Consider the following 22,638-nt stretch of genomic DNA (forward strand, 5'->3'; position numbering starts at 1 on the left):
TTAAACCTCCGACATTTTTGTGGTTGTAGCGTGAATGACGCCTGTGCGTGGAGCGTGGCTTAAGTAGAGCCTAGTGACGATTTCGGAAATCCGTTCGATAGAGCTTATCTGTACATCAAGTAGTTTTATGAGGTTCTCCCTATTGTTGTTTTCAGTTTCTGCTAGTAGTTCAATGTTTGCCAAGCGGAGTTCGGCAAGCACTCGCATCAGTTCGCGGTCTAGTGGCGAGAAGGTCGCTTCGCTTTGGTTGTTGCCGGGCAAATGCTTTGACGCTTTCCGCAGTTTTGCCACCTGGTAGGCGACGCTTCGCGGGTTCGATTCGTCGGAGAGCAGCAAGTCAATTACGGGCACAACCTGCAAACGGCCTCCATAGCGGCGGTGGTAAGTCATGAGACCGTCGCCAATTTCTAGCACGGCCTGCAACAATCGCAAGTTCGTCATTTCATCGGTGGGAGCCGTAGAAAGTAGACTCTTGATGAGTTGCAAGGTGCGGATGGCGCTTTCAATTTCTCGACCGAGTTCCAAAAAGCGCCATTCGTGGCCGCGCGTCATGGAATCCGCTGCAAGTCCGGCCACAGCGGCACTGTCCGAAAGAACAGCTTTCAAGTACGGCAACAGTGCCGCCGCACCTGGCCCTGCGGGCATTTCTGCAATGCCAAAGCCGTTCAGGTAAAGCCACAAGTCTTCCGAAATGCGGTCTCGCAACTGCATCCCGAGATCGCGAATCTCCGTCAGCACACATTGCATTCCGTCCTTGTTGTCTTTGCGCAAGACAAAATAACGGAGCGCGTTTTCCGGGTCTTGCGGAAGTCTTGATTGCGACTCGTCCGAGAGTCCCGCTTTCAAGATCCACGGCAGTTCCGGCATGTCCATCCACGATTCGTCCGAAAGCCTGACTGCAATGCCTCTAGCGATACGCGCCATCATGTTCGAAGCAGAAAGGTCACGCCCCAGCCTGAACAAGTTTTCGGCAGCACGGCTTGGCAAGTTTCCGCTCGCTCTCGAAGGCGTAATCGCTTGGCCCGCGGGAGCGAGTAGCGAAAAGTTTGCCACGGGACTTTCCGAAAGCACCCAAATGTCCTTTTCTCCAATGCCGTTGCCCATAATTCCAAGCCCGCCTGGCATGACTGCCGTTTCGGTTTTCGTGTTGACGGCGAAGAATCGCATCAGCGAAACGGCTTGCGTAAACTCAGGGCTGCTTGATTTTTCATTGGAGCTTAGCCTTGCTTCGCTTCGCTTTGTCGGCGAAGAATCGCGGTAAGCGTAAACGGTTGCGACATCCATTGCTTTTTCTGCAATCCATTGTTCCGGCGCTTCTTCTACAGCCTGCATCAAGGCGAGTTGCGCTGTTGACGTCATCGCTGAATAGAATTTTGACTCTGTTGCTTTGGAACTTTCTGCATCGCGGAAAGCTTTCTTGAAAATCCATTTATCCGATTCTGCAAAAACGCGTTTTGCGTCTTCTTCGTTTCCGAGCCAAACTGTTTCCACATCGCGTAACAACAGCTCTTCGCCAAGCAACTCCCGGCAAATTTCTGGCAAGAACGGCTTGAACATGGGAGATTCCAGAACACCTGTTCCCAAGAAATTTGCAATCGCAACATTGCCTGCGCGGACCGTGCTGATCAAGCCCACAGCGCCTTCGCCACTATCGACGCGAAGCTCTAGCGGGTCGCACATTCCGTCTTCAACTCTGCGGAAAATGGTTCCAATTTTTTTTAGTCCCATAAGAGTCTTCATGTACACCTGCAAATTGCGAACGGCAAGGTCGTCGTTTTCAACAAGCGGAATACCCAAGTAGCGCGCAATCACGGCATCTTCGGCGCGCCGCGGGTTATCGGGCCCCGAGGCGAGTAACACGACTTTGTCTGATTCTCCTTGCGTGTGAATGTCCTTGTGCATTTCGTTCAGACCGTCCATCAATTTCTTGAAAAAGACGGCTAGTCGTTCTGTGCGCATACTGCGAAAAAGTTCCGGGAAAGCGCGGCTTACGCCAATGCGGTTTTCGAGCGCACGGCCCAAACCTTCAGGGACTTGCAAATGGTCTGCCACCGCTACGAACGATCCGTCTTTCAGGCGGACAACGTCTGTAGCCGTTAAATTCACGAAAATTCCTCCGGGCGGTTGAACCTTCCAAACGACCTGTAAAAAGTCAGGGTTTGCAAACAAGAGTGCGGCGGGCAACTTGCCCTTTTTCCAAAGGCTTTGTTCTCCATAAATGTCTTTTGCTAACGCGTTGAAAAGTCGTGCTCTTTGCGCTACGCCTGCTTCTAGCGTTTTCCATTCATCGCTCGAAATCACCAACGGAATCGGGTCAGTACTTTTGTGGCTACCGCTCGTGCTCGACGAAAGATCGTTCTCGTCAAGAACATTGTGCAGACGCCTGCAGCGGTGCTCGAATTCCACCTTCGACAAAGCCGAAATGGATTTCATAAAAGTGTCTTCAGTCTCTACGTATTTCATATTCTGGTAAATCGCAAAAAATGTGCCAAGCCATTTATACGTGGTTTTTGCATGATTTTATTACAAATTTTGTTTCTTTTACAATTTTTGAATGTAATAATATGGGCTAATTTTTCGTTTTTTAGCTCAATTACCTTGCTTTATCCCAAAATTTCCACGAAAAAGAGGGCTTTTTTTATGGATTGAACTTTTGGCATGAATTTTGCATAGCTCTCGCGGAGACATTTAAAATTATGAACACTGCTGAAGTTTTGATCAAGTCCTTAGAAAGTGAGGGCGTCAAGTACATTTTTGGAATCCCCGGTGAAGAAACCTTGGAACTGATGGAAGCGATTAAAAAATCCTCCATCAAGTTCATTACGGTCCGTCATGAACAGGGGGCTGCTTTTATGGCCGATGTCTATGGCCGTTTAACAGGGAAGGCTGGCGTTTGCCTTTCGACGCTCGGGCCCGGCGCTACAAACCTTGTGACAGGCGTTGCCGATGCGAACTCCGACGGTGCGCCGCTTATAGCCCTTACAGGCCAGGTGGGCACGGAACGTATGCATTTGACGAGTCACCAGTATTTGGATCTGGTAAAAATGTTTACACCGATTACCAAGCGCAGTAAACAAGTCGTCCGCCCGGATACGGTGAACGAAATTGTCCGTATTGCGTTCAAGTACGCTGAAATGGAAAAGCCCGGTGCATGCCATATCGACTTGCCCTGCAACATTGCCGCAATGGAAGTCGAGGGCGAAGTTGCCCAAACGCCGTTAAAGCATCATCGCGAAAACACCGTGTATGCAAGCACCGATGCAATTCTTGCCGCGGGCGGCGTCTTTGCGTCTGCCAAGAATCCGGTGATTCTTGTGGGCCATTCTGCAGTGCGAAACCACGCATCCGAGGCTTTGAGCGCATTTGCGTATTCGTCGAAGATTCCCGTGGTGTGTACCATGATGGCTAAGGGCGTGGTCTCTAGCGACAATAAGTATTTCATGGGTTGCATTGGCATGCCGCAAAGGGATTTTCCGAACATCGTTATGGAAAAGGCGGACCTTGTGATAGCTGTGGGTTATGACGTCGTGGAATACGCCCCCGCAAAGTGGAATCCGAATGGTGACAAGAAAATAATTCACATCGACGAAACGCCGAACCATGTGAACAAATTCTATCAACCCGAAGAAGAAATCATTGGCGATATTTCGGCATCCTTGGATGCGCTCGGCAGCGTTTGCCCAAACACGTGGGAACCGGAATGGGCTTTGCAGATCCGCCAAATGATGATCGCGGACCATACACGCTATGATCATGATACGACATTCCCGCCTTCGCCGCAGAAAGTGCTCCATGACATTCGACTCGTCATGGATGAAGACGACATCTTGATTTCGGACGTGGGTGCCCATAAAATGTGGATTGCAAGGCAATACAATTGCTATCATCCGAACACTTGCATCATCTCTAACGGCTTTGCAACCATGGGAATTGCGGTGCCCGGCGCCATTGCCGCAAAGCTCTTGAATCCGAAAAAGAAAGTCTTGGCAGTTACCGGTGATGGCGGCTTTATGATGAACAGCCAGGAATTGGAAACCGCATTCCGCGAACACATCCCGTTTGTGACGCTTATCTTTACTGACGGAGGCTATGGCCTTATTCGGTGGAAACAAGAGGAACGTTACGGAGATAGTTTCTCGGTCGATTTTACGAACCCGGATTTTGTGAAGTATGCGGAATCCATGCACTTGAAAGGATACCGTGTCGAACGCACCGAAGATTTACCTCGCATATTGCGCGATGCTTTCCGCCAGGATGTGCCTAGCATCATCGAATGCCCGGTGGATTACTCCGCGAACACTGAGCTTACGGAATATTTGAAAAATCTAAACGTATAAGGAATCTTATGGGATACATCAATAGCCTATTTACGGGACAATCGGAATCATTCGGTGTTGCCGTATCCGAATCTTCCCGTTTTCTTTCCGTTGATAACATTTCGGGACATCCCGCCGTTTACCGCCATTTGAAACCCTGCGGTAATGTTGAAGAACATAAACAGCAGAAACAGAACTTGTAAAAGACTCCTCCACTCCATATAAAGAAAGAACCGTCAGCTTTGTGCTGATGGTTCTTTTCTGTAATGAAAGATGATTTACGATTAGGAATGATTTTTTTATACAAAGATATATTTTTCTTATTTTTCTTGTTTGAATAATTTACTTTGAACAAAAAATATGCTTTAGGGTTTATTTAAATGAATTTTGTGTAAAAATATTTTTTTAGTAAACTTTATTTGATTTCTCACTTTCTTTGTTGTATATTACTTTGTGATTTTAATAAGGTGGAAAAATATGATATACCCAGTTCCTTACACATGGTTTATTTCTGGCAAAATTACTTATCTTAATGGAAAGCCCTTTACAACTGGAATAATAAAGGCTTTTAACGTTTGTAATGGAACGTTGATTCGCCTTGGCGAATCTGGTATCAGCAATGATGGCTCGTATAAAATTACTTATTCTAGTGCTAATTTCCAGAACGGTAATCCTTCTATTCATCACCCTAATGTGAAAATGCAGGTGATTGATTATCAAGGAAATGTGATTTGGGAATCGAAAAAGATTATGGCGTTCGAAAGTGAACAGACGTTTTCTTTTATAATTGACAAAGAACAAGATGATGATTCTGGACAACAAGGGTTGGATAATCCAGATGGAGATAATCCTCCTCCTCCAGAAATGTGGATTGTTAAGGGAACTGTAAAATACGATACAGGACTTTCTTTAGAATCTGGCGTTGTAAAGGCTTTTGATTATAAGGACTATCAAAATTACTACTTAAACAGTGCGATTCTTAAAGCTGATGGATCTTTTGAAATTTTCTATACAAAAGATTCTTTTCAAAGAGGTGATTTAAGTCGAAAAACTCCGAATTTGGTTCTTTGTATATATGATTTAAAGGGAAATTTACTGCTGAATTTCAATGTGAATAATCCTCCTGCGATGGAGGAATGTGTTTCCATTGTAATACCTCATGAAGTTCCTGAGACAAATGATAATTATGCTGTTTATGGACGGGTCGTGAATAAATCTGGCCGACCTTTGAAAAATGTCTTTGTGAAAGCTTTTTGCTTAGATTTTTTGGATGAAAAAAATGTTCATGCTTTTAAATATTATTCCTTGAATTTAAAGCCTGAAGTAACGGATGAAAATGGTTATTATAAAATTAAGTATTCTCCGTCATGTTTGCCCCGTGATATACAAGAGCCAAGTCCTCTAAATCCAAAGGATAAAGTATCTCTTTTTGCTGAATTTTATTTGAAGGAAAATAAAAACTCTGAAGATTCGGAAGAAAATGAAAATATTCAAATTCCAAGTGACCATTCTCCAGAATGGAATTTCTCAAATTTGGTTCTTGATGCTTCTCGTTGTCAAGAAATTAACTTTACAATAGATTTTTTATCGTCTTCAACATCTTCTAAGTTTGATAACTTAGAGAGTGCTTTAAAATTTTATCTTTCGGCTGTAAAAAATGAGCCTCTTTATGATAAAAATAAGAATCCAGTTGGTTTATGGGAAGATAAAATACGGTTTTTCATTGATTCTTCGTTTAAAAATGTTCTTCCTGGTTTTAGAGAAAACCTAAATCAGGAGGATGTTGTTTCGTACTTTAAAGCTTATGAACTTGTTTATCATATTCAGCGCTTGCATCCCGACTGGGTGCCTTTAGATAAGTTGTTTTTCTATGCGTCTTGTTTCTTTGCTTTAGGTAAAAAAGGTATAGATAGCATTGCAAAAATTCAATCTGCCCAAAAACATGTAATTCAAGATTGTTTATTAGAAGCGGTAACGCGGTCTCAAATTTCATCTAGAACAAATATTTCTGAATTTGTCACTTTTTGGGAAAATCTTCAGGGAAAAACGGAACTTTTAAACGAAGAAAAAGTCAATTTAGATACGTTCGATATTTTGTCTCTATCGAAAGATACAAAGACACTGCCTGGGCAAGGGTTGTATAAAGGTAAGTCGGTTGGTGATGAACGTGAAGTTAAAAACCTGCTAGAGCAATTTTACGATTCAGAAGCTGATGTTGAGTCCTTTTTAGAAGATATAAAGCCTTCTGAAGCGAATTCATCTTTGAATGAAAAGGAGTATTCTCGACTAAAGCTGGTGTTTGATTTGAAAAATTTCTTCGAGGATTTTTCCGACGGAATTCAGCAAACGTATCTTACTATTATTGATGTTGTTAATAAACGCAAAGATAACCAAAATCAATCGGATGACCAAGAGCCTGAAGAACCTTCATTAAAGGTTTTGCTTGACTTTACAGAAGAACAATGGGATAATCTTGTTGGTTATATTTCTTTAAGCTATCAGGAAAAAAGTGGGGAATCGAAACTTGCTTTGCCTGTGACATTCCCGGGAACAACGGCTGCGGAACAGAAATCTTTGTATAAGATAAAATTGCAAAAATTGATTACATCGTGGTTCCCGCAAGATGCTCTTCTTTTGAAATTTGCAAAATATGATGTTCCTAAAAATCCTCAGGAATGTGATTTAGTTCTTTTAAAATGTGAAAAAATAGCAGAATTGTTGCAGAGCGCTGGCTGGAAGGATTTCTTATTTGACAAGCTCACTTTAGATGAATTTCTTGAAGAAAAAAAGTTAAATCTGAATGAGCAAGATAAAGGATTTGTGAAGGATGCTTTTGTTTCAAAAGAAGACATAAAGACAATACAGCGTTTGTATAGACTGACGACGGATTATGATTCTATTGTCCATTTGCTCAGAAAAGGCTTTACATCGGCATATCAAATTGCTCAGAATTCAGAAGAAGAATTTGTTGCAGAACATCATGTTGGACTAGGAACAATGGAAAATGCGAAGCAGATATATTGTTTGGCTTCGCAGTACACGTCCGAAGTTTCTTTACAAATGGCGAAATATTATGGTTCCCTTACAGAACAAGGCGATTCTATACCTTCTGTTTCGAGAGGCTTTTTGGAATCGCAATCTAATAATTCGAATAGAAATGTAAAGAGCAATGTGGCTCCGTCTAGAATTGAACAGCCTATTATCGCAAATTGGAAAAACTTATTTGGTGTATTAAACCGAAATGCTGCTTTGAAAGGACAATCTGTTTTAAGCCCGTCGGCTTATCTTATGGATCTGTTGGATTTTTTGAAAGGTGACGGATTTAAGATTTTAAAAGAACGTCGTCCTGATATTTTGAATCTTGAATTGACTAAGGAAAATGCCGAAACTTCATTGCCAACGATTGATATTGTTGTGGAATTGCTTGAATTTTTGGCTGCAGGAAAACCGTTAGAGGAACTTAATTATAATACAGATTCTAAAAAAGGCGATGCAGAATTACGCGCTGAACCTACATTTGCCGGTAAGTTAGATAGTGCTTATGCGAAGTTGATGGATGCAGTTTATCCTATGGATGTGTCGAGAAACTTCCATGCAGAAAAGATGACTGCTTTGTTGAAAAATGTTTCTCTTTCTGTGAATGATTTAATCCAGGCTCAAAAGAATCCTGACAAAAAGTATCACTATACCACGTTAAGATTGTCTCCGACATTAATCAAAACTCTGCAATTGCCGGAAACAGAAGAAAAATCGGATATAGAAGTTTGGGAATTGTGGGGGCTTGACAAAACTAATAAAGAAGTACTTTGCCCTGACAAGGCAACTGTTGTTTCTGGCTCATGGGATGAAGTTCTTTCAAATGTGTCTATTTTCTTGAGCCGTTCTGGCTTGACCATGAAAGAATTTCAAGAAATATTGTCATTTGCTCCGTTTGAAGGTTGTAGAGCGACGCTTTCTCGTGTAAGCAATACATTCCAGCTGGGTGATATAAACGCATTCCGCATAACATATATGTCGGAAGAATCGTTTGAATTGTTTGCTCGTAAAATTTCTCGATTTGTGCGTTTAAGACGCTTGTTGGGATGGAATATTGAGGATGTTGCGTTTGTTTTCGATTTAAGCTTGGAAAATATTGATCGTGTTGCTCACTTGAAAACTCTTACCTCTGCTTCTGTTCGGGAAATAATGGCTTGGGCGTATGATATGTCTATAGACCATTTCTCTAGCGTATTCCCCAACATCCCTGAGATGACCGGAATAGAGGATGCTGATAGTTTAAAGTGTAAACTTCTTGAAATAGCCTCTGTTTCTTTGGGCATAAGCCAAGCAGATTTATCATATGCTTTAGAATTTGAAAAGGAAGCTTTCTCTAGCGATTTAAATGAAGACTCTTTCAAGAATAATTTAAAGATGCTGTATCGAATTTCCACATTTGCGAAGCGGCTTGGAATTTCTGTGCAGAAATTTGAATTGTTAAGATTCCTTTTGAATGAGAAAACTGCTGCAAAATGGAAATTGGAGGATTGTTTAAAGTGTTTCTTGGTGGTTAAAGAAGTTCTGGATTCTCCTTTGGATGTCGATAGCCTTATTTATTTGGCAATGCCACTTTCTCCTTCTACAAAGAACAAGGCAAAATCGCTTGTAAATGCTTTGGACGATTCCTTGTCAAAACTTTGGGAATCTACTAGAGCTGATAAGTTAGAGGAAATAGCACGTGATTATCCTGATATAGATGCAACGGAAGATTCAACGGTAATATTCTATGAATTTGTTAGAAAAGAAATAATGTCCTTTGTCAAATCTTGCATATGGTGCTCTGATCCTACAGGTGTCTATGCTCTGTTAGAGAAGATTCATGATGCAAATCAAGTGGAATCGGTTGAAAATGATGACCTTGAAACGGTAAAGACGTGGTTGCTTAGCGTTTTGGGTGACAGTTATGCTTCTGAAATTGATGGTTTGTTTACGGATATAAGTTTTGATGACCATCTATGGGCTAAAAATGTTCTCTGTATTTTGGCTTATGTAACTGCTGCCAAAAATGAAATTTTGGAAAAATTGACATCGGAATTTGGTCTTGAACGTAAAATCTGTGAAAAAATCCTGTGTATTTACACAGAATCTGACGAACATGTAATTGAGCAGACTTCTTCAGCAACATTTTTTGTTGATTGGCTTGCTATTCCGTTTGACAAAAAATCGGAGGACGCAATTGAAGCATATGCGTTGTTATCTAAATTGGCGTTAATCTATAGCTATACGAAGATGCTTGATTTTACGGACATCTTTGGCCATGAATCTATTTATTGGTCTAATAGGTCATTCCCTCTGAATGCTCTTGGGTTTGTTGGAGAAGAATGGGATTGGAATAATTATCCTGTTAAGGAAAATTTGTTTGTTGGTGTAAAACATTTGTCCAGAACTCTCCGCAAATTGAACTGCTGTTTTAATGTTTCCAAGTGTTTTGGTTCGACATGGGTTTATGACAAACTTTCTTCTGAATTTCTTATGGAAAAATGGAATATAAACAATCGTCAATTGAGAGAGATTGTTGGTGAAAATATTCCGACATTGGATAAACCCAAAAAATGGAGACAGCTTTGCAATTATTGGAAGGTTTATAAGAAAGCTCCCATTGATATGGAAACTTTACAAATTTTGATTGCAGATGATTCGCTCAAATCTAGCTGTATTGAAGAATATCGAGTTGCTGTTGAAAAATTGAATGAATCGTTGAAAAATAAACAATCACCGCATGATTGGCAATCGTTCATTACTCCGGTAAGCGATGCCTTGCGCAAATCAAGAAGGGATGCTCTTGTAAGTTATATTTGCTTTAATTCGCAGAAAAAAAATAATGCTCAAAAGTTTTTCGATGCTAATGATATCTATTCGTACTACTTAATAGATGTTGAAATGGAACCTGACATGAGCGTCTCAAGGACGCGACAGGCTCTGAATTCTATTCAGCAGTTTGTTAGTCGAGTTGAATTGGGCTTAGAGGGCTCTTTCATTCTGAATGAAGATCAACGTAGAAATTGGGAGTGGATGCGGAATTATCGCGTATGGGAGGCCAATCGTAAGGTGTTCTTATATGCGGAAAATTGGATTGAATCCGATTTAAGAGATGACAAAAGTCCGTTCTTCAAGGAACTTGAAGATGAAATTCGCCAAGTAGGTGATGATCCTAAAGCGATGCACACTGCTTTAGGGAATTATCTTGAGAAAATATATGAAACGTCTGGCGTTGAAATTCTTGGAGCCTGCAAAGAGGATGGTGGTGGTGATGGTATCCTATATACGCTTCACGTAATTGGTAGAACAAGAGGCGAACCGCACCATTATTTCATTCGTAAATATAGGGCAAAGGCTCTATATTCTGGAGAATGGGAACCATGGGAAAGTTTGAATTTGGATATTAATGCCGAAGTTGTTGTTCCTGTTTTGATGAATCAAAGGCTCTATATTATGTGGCCTACGTTCATTATTAGTAAAAAAGAGAATGGAACTGAATCTTCAGGTTCTATGGATGTAATAAGCCATGTTGAAATTCGTATGAACTGGTCTTATTATACTGGTAATAAGTGGAGCTCTATAAAAACGACTAAGAATGCTCTTTTTGACTTGTATGAAAAAGAACGGGATATTTTCTTAGAGGATGGCGAAAAAATAGATTATCGCTACCATTTCCAGGCAGAATCTGGTTCTTCTGAATATGTGCAAGTTAATGTTTTCCGGTCTTATTATAAAGATTTATCGAAAGAAATTAAAACGTCTTTCGAAGTGGTTGATGGCACAATATTGGAGAAAAAGAAAGTCGAAGTTATTCGTGACTATAATCAGCAATATATTCAGGAAACCGGATCTATTCAAATATGGATTGATGGAAGGGATGACGCATATCTTGCTTCGACTGTTACTCCAAGGGATGTTAAAGAATTTCCACCGAATAAATGCTATTTGGAAAGAAACTGTTGGGTAGAAACAGATCAACATATTTGTGGGTATGATGGACTTTCGTTCTCTGATGGAAAACAAATCTTACAAAATACGCCCGGATCTTTCCGTGTATTGCCGATAAATTTTGCGTTCTATTCGGGTGATGATTTGCCGTTCTTCTATATGGATAGCCAGCATTCCTTCCTTGTCCATAAAGTTCCCGGTGTAAATTCGACTGAGTATCAGTTTGATTTGATTTCTCATCCTCTCGTTGCTGAATTTTATAAGAGATACCGTGATGGTGGAAATGAACAGCTTTTTAAGAGAGAAACTCAAGCGTTGCCTGTTTCGGATAGCTATTACTATTCGTATTCTTATTACAACTATTACTTTAGTGTTTATTTAGGTTATTACATTGCTGGTGACTGGGAAGCTTGGGATTTAGGACAGTCTTTATTCTCTCTCAACTACAAACCTTCTGCGAAGCTGATTGCGCGTCCGTATCCAATGCCGATGATTGATTTCTCGTTTGGAACATCCAACGCCATTTATAACTGGGAACTTTTTTTCCATGTTCCTATGCTTCTTGCTGAGAAAATGTTCCAAGAACAAAATTACGAAGAGGCTCTAAAGTGGTATAGGATGGTTTTTGATCCTAGACTAGATTTGAGTGATTATGAAATTACAAGACGTTGGTCAAGAAGTTTGCCTAAGGGATCTAGGTTCTGGAGATTCCTTCCGTTCTTTGCGAACCGGAATGCAGATGACTCTATTTTGGAAACTATCAGTAAACCCACTAAATACGATTTGCTTCCGAATGTAATTACTCTTCAAAGCCTTGTCGATAAGTGGAAACGGGATCCTTTCAATCCACATCTGATTGCTCGTTATCGTATGGCTGCATATCAAAAGTATGTTGTCATGAAGTACTTGGATAACTTGATTGCATGGGCTGACGAATTGTTTACGCAGGATACGATGGAAAGTGTCAACGAGGCTATTCAGTTGTATATCCTTGCTGCGGAAGTTCTTGGCCCTCGAAATATCGAGGCCTCGGATTGCTATGAAGTCAAAAAAATGAGTGTAACAGACTTTCTTAAAAAGAAGGAAGGAGCTATTGCAAATGTTTACGTGGATATTGAGGATTCTCTGGTAACAACTAGAGTTGAAGAACGTAAAACAAAACAAGGCTCGCTCAGTGAAAAAAACAAAACATTGACGAACATTTTCTCGTCAGTATTCTATTTCAGTATTCCGAGAAACGATAAACTTCTTGCATATTGGGATACTGTCGCTGATAGGCTTTATAAAATACGCAATAGCTTGAATATCGATGGCGTAAAGAGAACTTTGGCGCTTTATGAACCGCCTATTGATCCCGCTTTGCTTGTAAAGGCAAAGGCCGCCGGCGTGTCGATTGCTGATGCTTTATCCGAAAGTTCTGCTCCACTTCCTTTGTATAGATTCCAAGTGATGCTCCAGAAGGCTATTGATGTGACCCATGAATTGCAGTCGCTTTCGGGTGCGTTCTTGTCGGCGTTGGAGAAAAATGATTCAGAGGCTCTTTCCTTGATGCGGACTAGCCATGAGCAGGAAATTCTTACCTTGTCTAGAACAATTAAGGATTTTCAGGTCAAGGATCTTAATGCTCAGTTGGAGTCTTTGGTAATAAATAGGGATGCAACTGACATACGATATAATTTTTACAAGAATATCAAGGATATTTCTGACAAAGAAAATGAAGCCTTGGTATTGCAAAATAAAGCAATTCAATCTGATAATGTTGCTTTGAATTACAGTATTTCCGCTTCTGTGATGGCGGCGGTTCCTGATTTGTTTATTGGTGGAATAATAAATGCGTTTGGCGGACCTGAAGTTTCTTCGAATACTTCGGGTGGGGAAAAATTATCTTCAGCTTTGAGCCATATTGCATCCTCAAAACAGATTGCTGCAGGAATTATTCGAAATCAGGCAAATCAGATTCAAACCATGGCTGGTTATGAACGTCGATTCGAAGAATGGAAACTACAGGAAAAACTTGCTGAAAAGGAACTGGCTAATCTTGACAAGCAGATAATTGCCATGAAAATTAGGATTGACATGGCGGAAAAAGAAATTTCGAATTTAGAACGTCAGATTGAGCAAATGGATGAAGTCTATGAGTTCATGACAGAACGATTTACCAATCAGGATCTCTATTCGTGGATGGTGACTCAGCTTGGTCAACTTCATTCGTCCTTCTTTAAAATGGCTCTAAAACTTGCAAAACGTGCCGAAATGTGTTATCGGTTTGAGTTGGGCTTAAAGGATTCCGATACTGATTTTATCAAGAGTGATTATTGGGATGGACTTCGCAAGGGCCTTCTAGCAGGGGACCGCCTATTATTTGCACTCAGAACTATGGAGTCCTCGTATTTGGAGAAAAATAAGCGAGAATTGGAAATTAATCGAGCTGTGCCGCTTTCCCTTATCGATGCTGAAGCTTTGATAAAACTTCAAACAGAGGGGTCGTGTGATTTTGATTTGCCGGAAGCGCTTTTTGACTTGGATTTCCCAGGACAGACATTCCGTCGTATTCGTGGAGTACAAATGGAAATCCATTGCAATGCTTCCGCTGGGATGGGTGTCAATGCTAAGTTAAGCATGACGAGTAATAGAATACGCATAAAGCCTATTGCTGAAAGCTATGATGACGCCAACGATTATTTGCTTAGTCGTATAGGAATTACGACTATTGCGACAAGTCAGGCGGAAGCTTATGCAGGTGTGTTTAATTTTGATTTCCGCGATGAACGATATCTCCCGTTTGAAGGTGCTGGAGTTGGATCTTCGTGGAGACTGGAATTACCGGCAGATTACCATCAGTTTGATTACGAATCGATTTCGGATGTCATTTTACGTGTGAGCTATACGGCAAGAAATGGTGCTGTACCAAAAGATAAATTGAAAGATTTCATTGCAAAAGATTGGGGCGTGAAATCTTCGGCTATACGTCTCAGTGTGATTGATTCTGGGGCGTTAGAACGGTTGCGCAACGGGGAAGAGATTTCTATAAATTTTGTAAAGGAACATTTCCCGGCCATTGCAAGGAATGGTGGTGTTCTTAAGGGATTGTCTGTTTATGGTCGATTCAAGAATGGTTCTGATGCAAAGATGACCTTCTCCTCAAATGATGTTACTATTGACAACGTTGAGATTGACGCTTCACAAAAGTCCGTTACTTTGTGGAAAGATGCTTCTTGTCGTATCGATGCTGGATATAGTATTTCCATCAAACCAGATGATAATTCTACACAAACTGGTATTGACAACTTGATTTTTGTTCATGAATACACGCTTGGGAATATAAATTAAAAGGAGGCTTAGTAATGGAAAAGAAAATTCTTTTTTGGCCGGATGTATATAAAGAACAAGGGCACTGGCTTCCGACTTTTGTCTGGGCTAAGGAACTTATTAATAGAGGGTATCAAGTCTCTTACATGGGAATTCAGGATTGTAAATCTCTTGTTGAATCGTTTAATAAAGATATACAATACCATGAAATTTTTGAGAAGTTATACCCTTTGGGATATACGGACCAAAGCCACACAACTCCTGAAGGTCGTTGGAAACCTGAACATGTATTAAGAATATTAGATGGTGAATTGAATCATATTTTTACAGGAGTAGATAGGCCTGACGTGTTGGTTTCTGGATATTTTACATCATTGGAAAGTTTGATTATTCATCGTAAATATAATGTTAAGGTTATTATTTCTACGACATATTTAAGACATCCGGAAAATGATCCTGCGATGCGAGCCGTCCAAAATTTGACTGCTTATCCAGATGCTGTAAAAAAAAGGATTCTTACATTTAAACAAAAGGAATATTCTTGGCCGCCCCATATTTTAAGAAGGGAGCTTTCTATTGATGAATTTGTAAAGCCGTTAACAAGTTTTAAAGAATTGATTCCGTGCCCTAGAGAATTTGACTATCAACATTATGAGCATGGCGATTTAGTTCACTATGTAGAACCGTGTATAACGCCTTGCCTAAAAGATAGGACCAATGATGCCTCTTTAGGCGATAAAGCTGAAGACGTTAAAGGTTATTGGGACTCTTTTGTAGATGAACATACAAAAATTATTTTTGCAACGGCAGGTTCGCAGATTCTTGATTACGGCAAAAAAGCGGAACACATGTTCGATGAACTTATCAAGATGATGGATGCTCCGCAAATGAAAGATTGTCATCTACTTCTTTCTGTTGGGGAAAAATTGTTGCGTACAAGAGATTGGAGTAAAATAAATAATAAAAATGTAACTGTAAAAGGTTGGGTCCCTCAACGCAAGATTTTATCTTCAGGAAACGTTCATTGTGCCTTTATTCATGGAGGCTTGGCGACAATCAAGGAATGTATTTATTATGGTGTACCCTTTGTCATTGCGCCCATGGGAAAAGATCAATTAGATAATGCTCTTCGTTTACGTGAAAACGGTATTGACAACATGCTAGATGTTGAAACGAGTATAACGGATTGTTATTTATACTATATGAATAAGGTAACAACTGATTTTCGTATAAAGAAAAATATGGGAAGATTGTATAATATATTCCAAGATTCAGAAAATAAGCTTGAAGGTGTGAGTATAATCGAGTCTGAGGCTGATTCTTCAAATTGATAAGGTGTGGGTGGTATAGCGTATGGCGGAAAAGCAAAAAGGTAACGAGTCAAAGGAAACTCAAAATAAGTCTTGGCTCCTTAGCGGTCCCGTGCTGAGCACGGGCCGTGGTGGTGGCGCTTTGCGCGGGACGAAGGGCGAGTTCAACTGCGACGCCCATACCGGTAGCGCTAAGCTTTCCATACCGCTGCCGTTCACACCCGACAGGGAAGGGGTCGTTCCGCCCGTGTCGCTGTCGTACGATTCCGGGAATGGAAACGGGGCGTTCGGCCTCGGCTGGAATCTGGGCTGCCCGCGTATAGAGCGTTCCACTTCGCGCAGGCTCCCGCTGTACATGGATTCCGAAGACTCGGATGTGTTTACGCTCTCCGGCGCCGACTTGGTCTGCATCGCCGAGGAAAAACGCGGAACGACAACGGTACGCCATTACCGCCTGCAATCCGAATCGCAGTTCTCCCGCATCGAATTCAGGAAGGAAGCAAGTGGTGAAACAAGCTTCTGCGTGTTCGGATCTGACGGGAGCCAGTCCACATATGGCGACTCTGCGGAATCGCGCATCGAAGACCCGCAATATCCCGGGCATGTGTTTGCCTACCTGATCAGTCGCAGCGAGGACGCGCTCGGCAACGTCGTGCGCTACCGCTACTGCGGGGACGGCGCGAACCGCCACTTGGAACAGGTGCTTTATGGGAATAAGGCTTCCCGTACTATAAGTTCGTCGCCAGACGATTTCCATCTTGGCCTTGTGTTCGCGTATGCGGAACGCGATGATGTCTATGTAAATCGCAAGCCCGGATTCGAGGTGCGTTGCGGTCTCAGGTGCGAATCTGCTACGCTCTATCACGGCTTCGGCTCTGCTTCACTCTTTTCCGACGGGAATAAGGTCCGGTCGCTTTCATTCGAGTACGTTGCCGGATGCGGCGGAATCTCGCTTCTGGAGAAGGTCGTGGAGAGCGGGCACCGTGTACTGGCCGACGGTTCTTCCGCTTCGGAAAGCTTGCCCCCCATGTCGTTCTCGTATTTCCCATTCGTACTCGGCAAGGAATGGTGCGAATTCGACAGTAGCTCGGTGAGCGATATTCCCGGCGGCTTCACGTCCGCCGAATGGATCGACCTCTACGGCGAGGGCATCGCCGGCCTGCTCATGGACTGCGGTGGCAAATGGTACTTTAAGCACAATCTGGGGAACGGCCGCCTGTCTTCCGCTTCGGAAGTGGGCGACAGACCCGTACCGGGTGCCGCATTTGGCCTTGTGGATATCGAAGGCAATGGCGTCATGGCGATGGTCGAGAACAAGGGCGCGAATGCCGGCGCTTCTTCTTTGGACGAGTCCGGGAAGTTTGGACTGCGAAAGAAGTTCGGTAGTGTCCCGTGGATTGACTGGGAACGTCCAAACATAAAGTTCATGGATCTTGACGGCGACGGACGCAGCGAAATCGTCGTTGCCGAAAATGACAGGATACGCGTGTATCTCTCCGGCGGCGTGAAGGGCTACGGGAACGCCATCTACAGGTATTTTACCGAGCCGGGCGAAAAACCCGTGCTTGTTTCGCAGTCTCCCGACGAGGCGGTGTTCGCCGCCGACATGACGGGCGACGGTCTCGCCGATCTTGTGCGTGTCCGGTTCTCGGATGTCTGTTACTGGCCGAACTTTGGCCATGGGCGCTTTGGTTCGGCAATTTATATGGACAACGCGCCTGTTTTGGGCGGCTATAAGAATTTCAATCCCGCGAACCTGATCGTTGCGGACATTGATGGTTCAGGGACCACGGACCTGCTATACCGTGAGGGCGATCGTATCCATATCTACCGCAACTGTCTCGGGAAATCGTTCGAGTTCGTCGATACGATTTCGCTTCCTGGCAAGGGCGGGACGGTGAAATCTGCGGATGTTCTTGGAAAAGGGCTTTCTACCATCGTGTTCGGCTCCCCGCTATTTGCGGACGCGTCCGCATCGCCGCGGTACCTGCCAGTGCAGGGCGGGCGTACCAACGTCATGTCCGGCTACTCGAACGGAACGGGTGCGCAAGTCGATATTGAATACACGCCGAGTACGGCCTACTATCTTGAGGACAAACTATCTGGGAACCCGTGGACTACGAAGTTGCCGTACGTCGTTCAGTGCGTCTCCAAGGTCGTGTCGAGGGACCTCGTCACGGGCTGGGAGCGGACCGAGACCTACGCCTACCGCGACGGCTACCACGACCCGGATTTCCGCGAGTTCAGGGGCTTCGGTTCCGTGGTGCTGCGCGAGCACGAGTGCGGCATCGACCCGGAAACCGACCAGGACATACGCGAGACAAGGACGGATTTTTATTTAGGCAAATCGTCGGAAATGCCCACATTGGATTGCGCCCAGGCGATGACTACCCGCCAGTGGCAGGAAGGCTGCCGCTCGTTCCAGGGGATGCCGAAAAGCCGCAAGATTCTTTCTGTCAACAGGGACGGGACGGAAATCAAGGAATTTTCCACGACATCGTGGACCTACCGGGCAAAATTTGTCATGGAAGCCCGCTTGCCGGGCGATCGATTCCGCAACGGTTCCTGCTGGCAGTGCATCCAGGAATCCGAGACGGCCTCGTTCCGGGAATCTGCCGACGACACGCCGCGTACGAACGCCTCGTTTACGCTGAATACGGATGCGTACGGGAGGCCACTCCTCTCGGCCTCGGTCTGGTACGGTCGCGGAGGCTCGAAGCCGGACGGCCTGCCCGATGTCGTGTGGAACGAACAGAAGAAGAACTTTGTGACCTTCACCGAGACTGGCTATACCCAGGATTCCGTGCATTCTTCGGGCAAGTTCCGCATGGGCCTCTTGAAAAAAACTATCTCTTATGAAGTGAAAGGATTCAGTGCTTCCAACCTGGACAATCCGCAAAAGTTGAGGGAACTGTTCGCAGACGCGAGCAGGGCTCGTGACGTCCTGACCCGGGAAGATGTCGTCTTTTACGACGACGCCCTTTCCGCACCCCGTGCCGACGACACGTGCGGCCTCGCGGGGACCGTCTACGAGCGCTACGGGCTCGCCTTCGAGTCGCAGACCCTATCCACGATATACGGGAACTCCGTGGACGCGAGCGACATGGCCGCGGCGGGGTATGTCCTCCGCGATGGCGACTGGTACTGCAAATCGGGCAGGAACGTCTATGCGCAGGATGCCGCGTTGAACTTCTATCGGCCCTGCGGGATCGAGGACGCATTCGGGAACCGCACTTCTGTCGTCTACGACGCGCATTCATGGCTCGTGGAGTCCGTCACGGACGCCGTAGGGAACACGGTCTCTGCCGACAACGACTACCGTTACATGTCCCCGCGGACGGTGACGGACGCGAACGGCAACAGGACCGCGGTGGACTGGACACCCCTCGGCCTCGTCTCGAAGGTCGCCCTGATGGGCAAGACGGGGCAGTCGGAGGGCGATACGCTCGACAGCCCAACCGAAGAGTTTATATACGATTTCGACTGCTTCGGGACGTCGTCGACGCCAATCCACGTGCGCACCCGCCGCCGCGAGGCGCACGGATCGTCCATGTGCAGGTGGCTGGAGTCCGTCGAGTATTCGGACGGGGCGGGCCGCGTCGTGCTCGCCAAGGCCGTCGCGGAACCCGGCAAGTACAAAACGCTTGAAAATGGCTCAGTCGTCGAGAAGGACAGCGGGACGGACGTCCGCTGGGTCGGTTCCGGCCGCACCATCTACAACAACGCCGGGAATCCCGTCAAGCAGTACGAGCCGTACTTCAGCGGGAGCGACAATTACGAGAGTGAGCCCGCCGTCGTCGAGACCGGGGTCACGCCCGTGCTGCACTACGACCCGCTCGACAGGCTCGTGCGCACGGACTTGCCGGACGGGACGTTCAGCAGGGCGGAATTCGCCACGTGGGAACAGAGGAACTTCGACCAGGACGACACCGTGCTGGAAAGCGCCTGGTACGCGGACAGGAACTCGCCGGACCCGGCGGGGAACGAACCTGCAAATCCTGAAAAGAGGGCCGCATGGCTCGCCGCGAAACACGCGGGCACTCCGTCCGTGGAGTACCTGGACGCGCAGGGACGCCCGTTCTACAGCGTCGCGGACAACGGGACGCGGGGCAGGTACGCCACGCTCACGGTGTTCGACGTCCTGGGCAACCCGCTTTCCGTGACGGACGCCCGCGGCAACGTGGTAATGTCGTATGCCTACAACTCCCTCTCTGTGGCCTGCAGGACCGCGAGCATGGACGCCGGGGAACGCAGAACGTTGCTTGCTGTCGATGGCCAGCCCGTGCTCGGTTTCGATAGTCGCGGGCACAGGCTCCGCAGCGGGTACGACGCTTTGAGACGACCGACAGAACAGTGGCTGAGCGAGAATGGCGGCGCGGAAAAACTTGTCGGCAGGACCGTTTACGGCGAATCTGCGCCGAATTCTGAAGCCAGCAATTTGCGCGGCATGATGTGGAAGTCCTACGACCAGAGCGGGCTTGTGGAAAACGCCGCCTACGACTTCAAGGGCAACCTCCTGCAAGGATCGCGGCAATTTGCCCGCGCGTATAACCAGACCATAGACTGGAACGTCACCGCCCCGGACTCGCTGCTGGAATCGGAAACGTTCACGACGACTACCGCCTACGACGCGCTGAACCGCGCGACGAGCATCAGGACACCGCACAACTCAAGCATTCCTGCGAGCGAGATTCTGCCGGGCTACAACGAGGCCTCGCTGCTCGAGAAGGTTGACGTGAAGCTGCGCGGAGCCACTACCGCCACGAACTTTGTCCAGAATATCGACTACGATGCGAAGGGCCAGCGCGAGCGGATACAATACGGCAACGGCTCCACGACGGGCTACACGTATGACGATAAAACCTTCCGCCTGAAGCGCCTCCTGACAACCCGCAACAACGGGGCGGACGTCTTGCAGGACCTCAACTACACCTACGACGCCGTAGGCAATGTCACGCAGATAGACGACAGCGCCCAGCAGACGATATTCTTCAACGGCAGTGTTGTCAGCCCGAGCCAGAAGTTCGAATACGACGCCCTCTACAGGCTGGTAAAGGCCACCGGCCGCGAGCATGTTTCTGTGAATGCGGACAGCGAACCGGAGGCCGAAGGCTATAACGCCGCGCAGATAAGCCCGCAGGACGGCACCGCCATGCGGAACTACGCCCGCGAATGGGAATATGACAGCGTCGGGAATATCCTGTCGATGATTCATAAGTTTAATGGGTCGCAATGGACTAGGAGAAACGCTTACGCCACGGACTGCAACCGCCTCAACAGTACCGCAGTCGGGCAGACTACGGCGAGCTTCGCCTACAACGCCCACGGTTCCATGACGTCCATGCCGCACTTGAGCGCGATGGACTGGGACTTCACCGAAAAGCTGTGCCACGTCACCCGCGGCACGACCGAGGCCTACTACAACTACGACGGCAACGGAATAAGGACTCGCAAGGTTGTAGTGAAAAATGGCGTGACGGAAACCCGCCTGTACCTCGGCGGCTTTGAAATCTGGCGCAAGACCGTAAACGGTGCCCTAGATACGGAACGCGAGACATTGCACGTCATGGACGACCAGAAGCGCATTGCAATAGTCGAAACCTTGACGGTGGAAAACGGGAACCGTGTCGCGGGCCCTTCGCCCGTGCAACGCTACCAGCTAGACAACCACCTTGGTTCCGCGTCATTGGAACTCGACGCATCCGCGAACATCATCAGCTACGAGGAATACTACCCCTACGGCGACACCAGCTACCGCGCGGGCCGCAGCGCTAGCGAGGTGAGCCAGAAACGCTACCGATACACCGGCAAGGAGAAGGACGAGGAATCCTCGCTCTATTACTGCGAACAGCGTTACTATGCGGCGCACATATCGAGGTGGGTCTCGACGGACCCCACATGGCTTGAGGACGGCATCAACATCTACGCCTACGTGCACGGGAACCCCCTAAGCGGCGTGGACCCGAGCGGTATGGGAACGGAAAACAATGAAACGGCTGCAAATGATGAGTATAATGATGATAAAGCGAAAGAAAACCTAATAAATGCAATAAGGGAACATGTATTGTCTGGTTTAGGAGATGAAGGGCGAAAAAAGGTAGAGTCTATAATCGAAAAAATAAAGGATGGTTCCTTTGATGAGGAAATATATAAAAATATAGGTAGGCCGGAAAAAGGAACTGATGTAAATCCTACAAAGTTTGGTCGTTTAGTTGAAGATAAAGATTTGCAAGATCTTTATTATATTGCTAGGGCAAGGGATTATCAGATAAGAGACGGGAAAAATGGCGTTGCACAATACTATATCGTGTATGGTGCTAAATACATGTTTAGATTTAAATATGAAACACGTAATGAACTAACTGAAGAAGGTAAAGATTGGCTTGATGATACACTTAAAAATTTGCAAAACGAAATGGAAAAGATAATTTCTGAAAATCCTAAATGTGAAAATATCCCTGAAAAAATGCCAAATTCACTTAACGATTTAGCATTTAAAAGTCACGTAAGGGCATATGTTGATGCTGGCTTTTGTAAAGTGCCTATGGATTGGTGGGATATTATTGGAACCCCTGATCTATCAGATATAAAAAAAGGTATAAGACAGGGACTTGGTGTTGCTGCAGAGTGTTTTGATATAAAGATCTTCTTTTACAATACAGGCGCGATATATACCAATATGAACGTTAATCGTGAAAAAAAATAGAGAACAAAACAATTACACATTTTTTGAGTGTCAA

The 22,638-nt window shown here is 45.3% G+C and carries 6 protein-coding genes; 5 read left to right on the top strand and 1 reads right to left on the bottom strand.

Annotated elements, in window-relative coordinates; genetic code table 11:
* Window positions 1-2,433: a circularly permuted type 2 ATP-grasp protein gene (locus HUF13_RS13225; RefSeq protein WP_304039161.1), complete on the bottom strand. Its 2,433-nt coding sequence runs from the start codon at window positions 2,431-2,433 to the stop codon at window positions 1-3.
* A 263-nt stretch (window positions 2,434-2,696) separates the two neighbouring features.
* On the opposite strand from HUF13_RS13225, the gene HUF13_RS13230 reads away from it, so the two are divergent.
* From HUF13_RS13230 to HUF13_RS13250, 5 genes are all read left to right on the top strand, one after another.
* Entirely contained in the window at window positions 2,697-4,337 is a 1,641-nt protein-coding gene (locus HUF13_RS13230; protein WP_173475583.1) for an acetolactate synthase large subunit, read from the top strand.
* An 8-nt stretch (window positions 4,338-4,345) separates the two neighbouring features.
* Window positions 4,346-4,519, top strand: coding sequence for a hypothetical protein (locus HUF13_RS13235; RefSeq protein ID WP_173387338.1), 174 nt, complete (start codon window positions 4,346-4,348; stop codon window positions 4,517-4,519).
* A gap of 274 nt (window positions 4,520-4,793) precedes the next feature.
* On the top strand, window positions 4,794-14,609 hold the full coding sequence (locus HUF13_RS13240) for a neuraminidase-like domain-containing protein (RefSeq protein ID WP_173475584.1): 9,816 nt from the start codon (window positions 4,794-4,796) through the stop codon (window positions 14,607-14,609).
* 14 nt (window positions 14,610-14,623) lie between these two features.
* Window positions 14,624-15,919: a glycosyltransferase gene (locus HUF13_RS13245; protein WP_173475585.1), complete on the top strand. Its 1,296-nt coding sequence runs from the start codon at window positions 14,624-14,626 to the stop codon at window positions 15,917-15,919.
* Between the two features lie 22 nt (window positions 15,920-15,941).
* Window positions 15,942-22,604: a SpvB/TcaC N-terminal domain-containing protein gene (locus HUF13_RS13250; RefSeq protein ID WP_304039163.1), complete on the top strand. Its 6,663-nt coding sequence runs from the start codon at window positions 15,942-15,944 to the stop codon at window positions 22,602-22,604.
* Window positions 22,605-22,638: the final 34 nt, after the last annotated feature.

This window comes from Fibrobacter succinogenes (genome assembly GCF_902779965.1).
In the GTDB taxonomy this organism is placed as follows: Bacteria; Fibrobacterota; Fibrobacteria; order Fibrobacterales; family Fibrobacteraceae; genus Fibrobacter; species Fibrobacter succinogenes_F.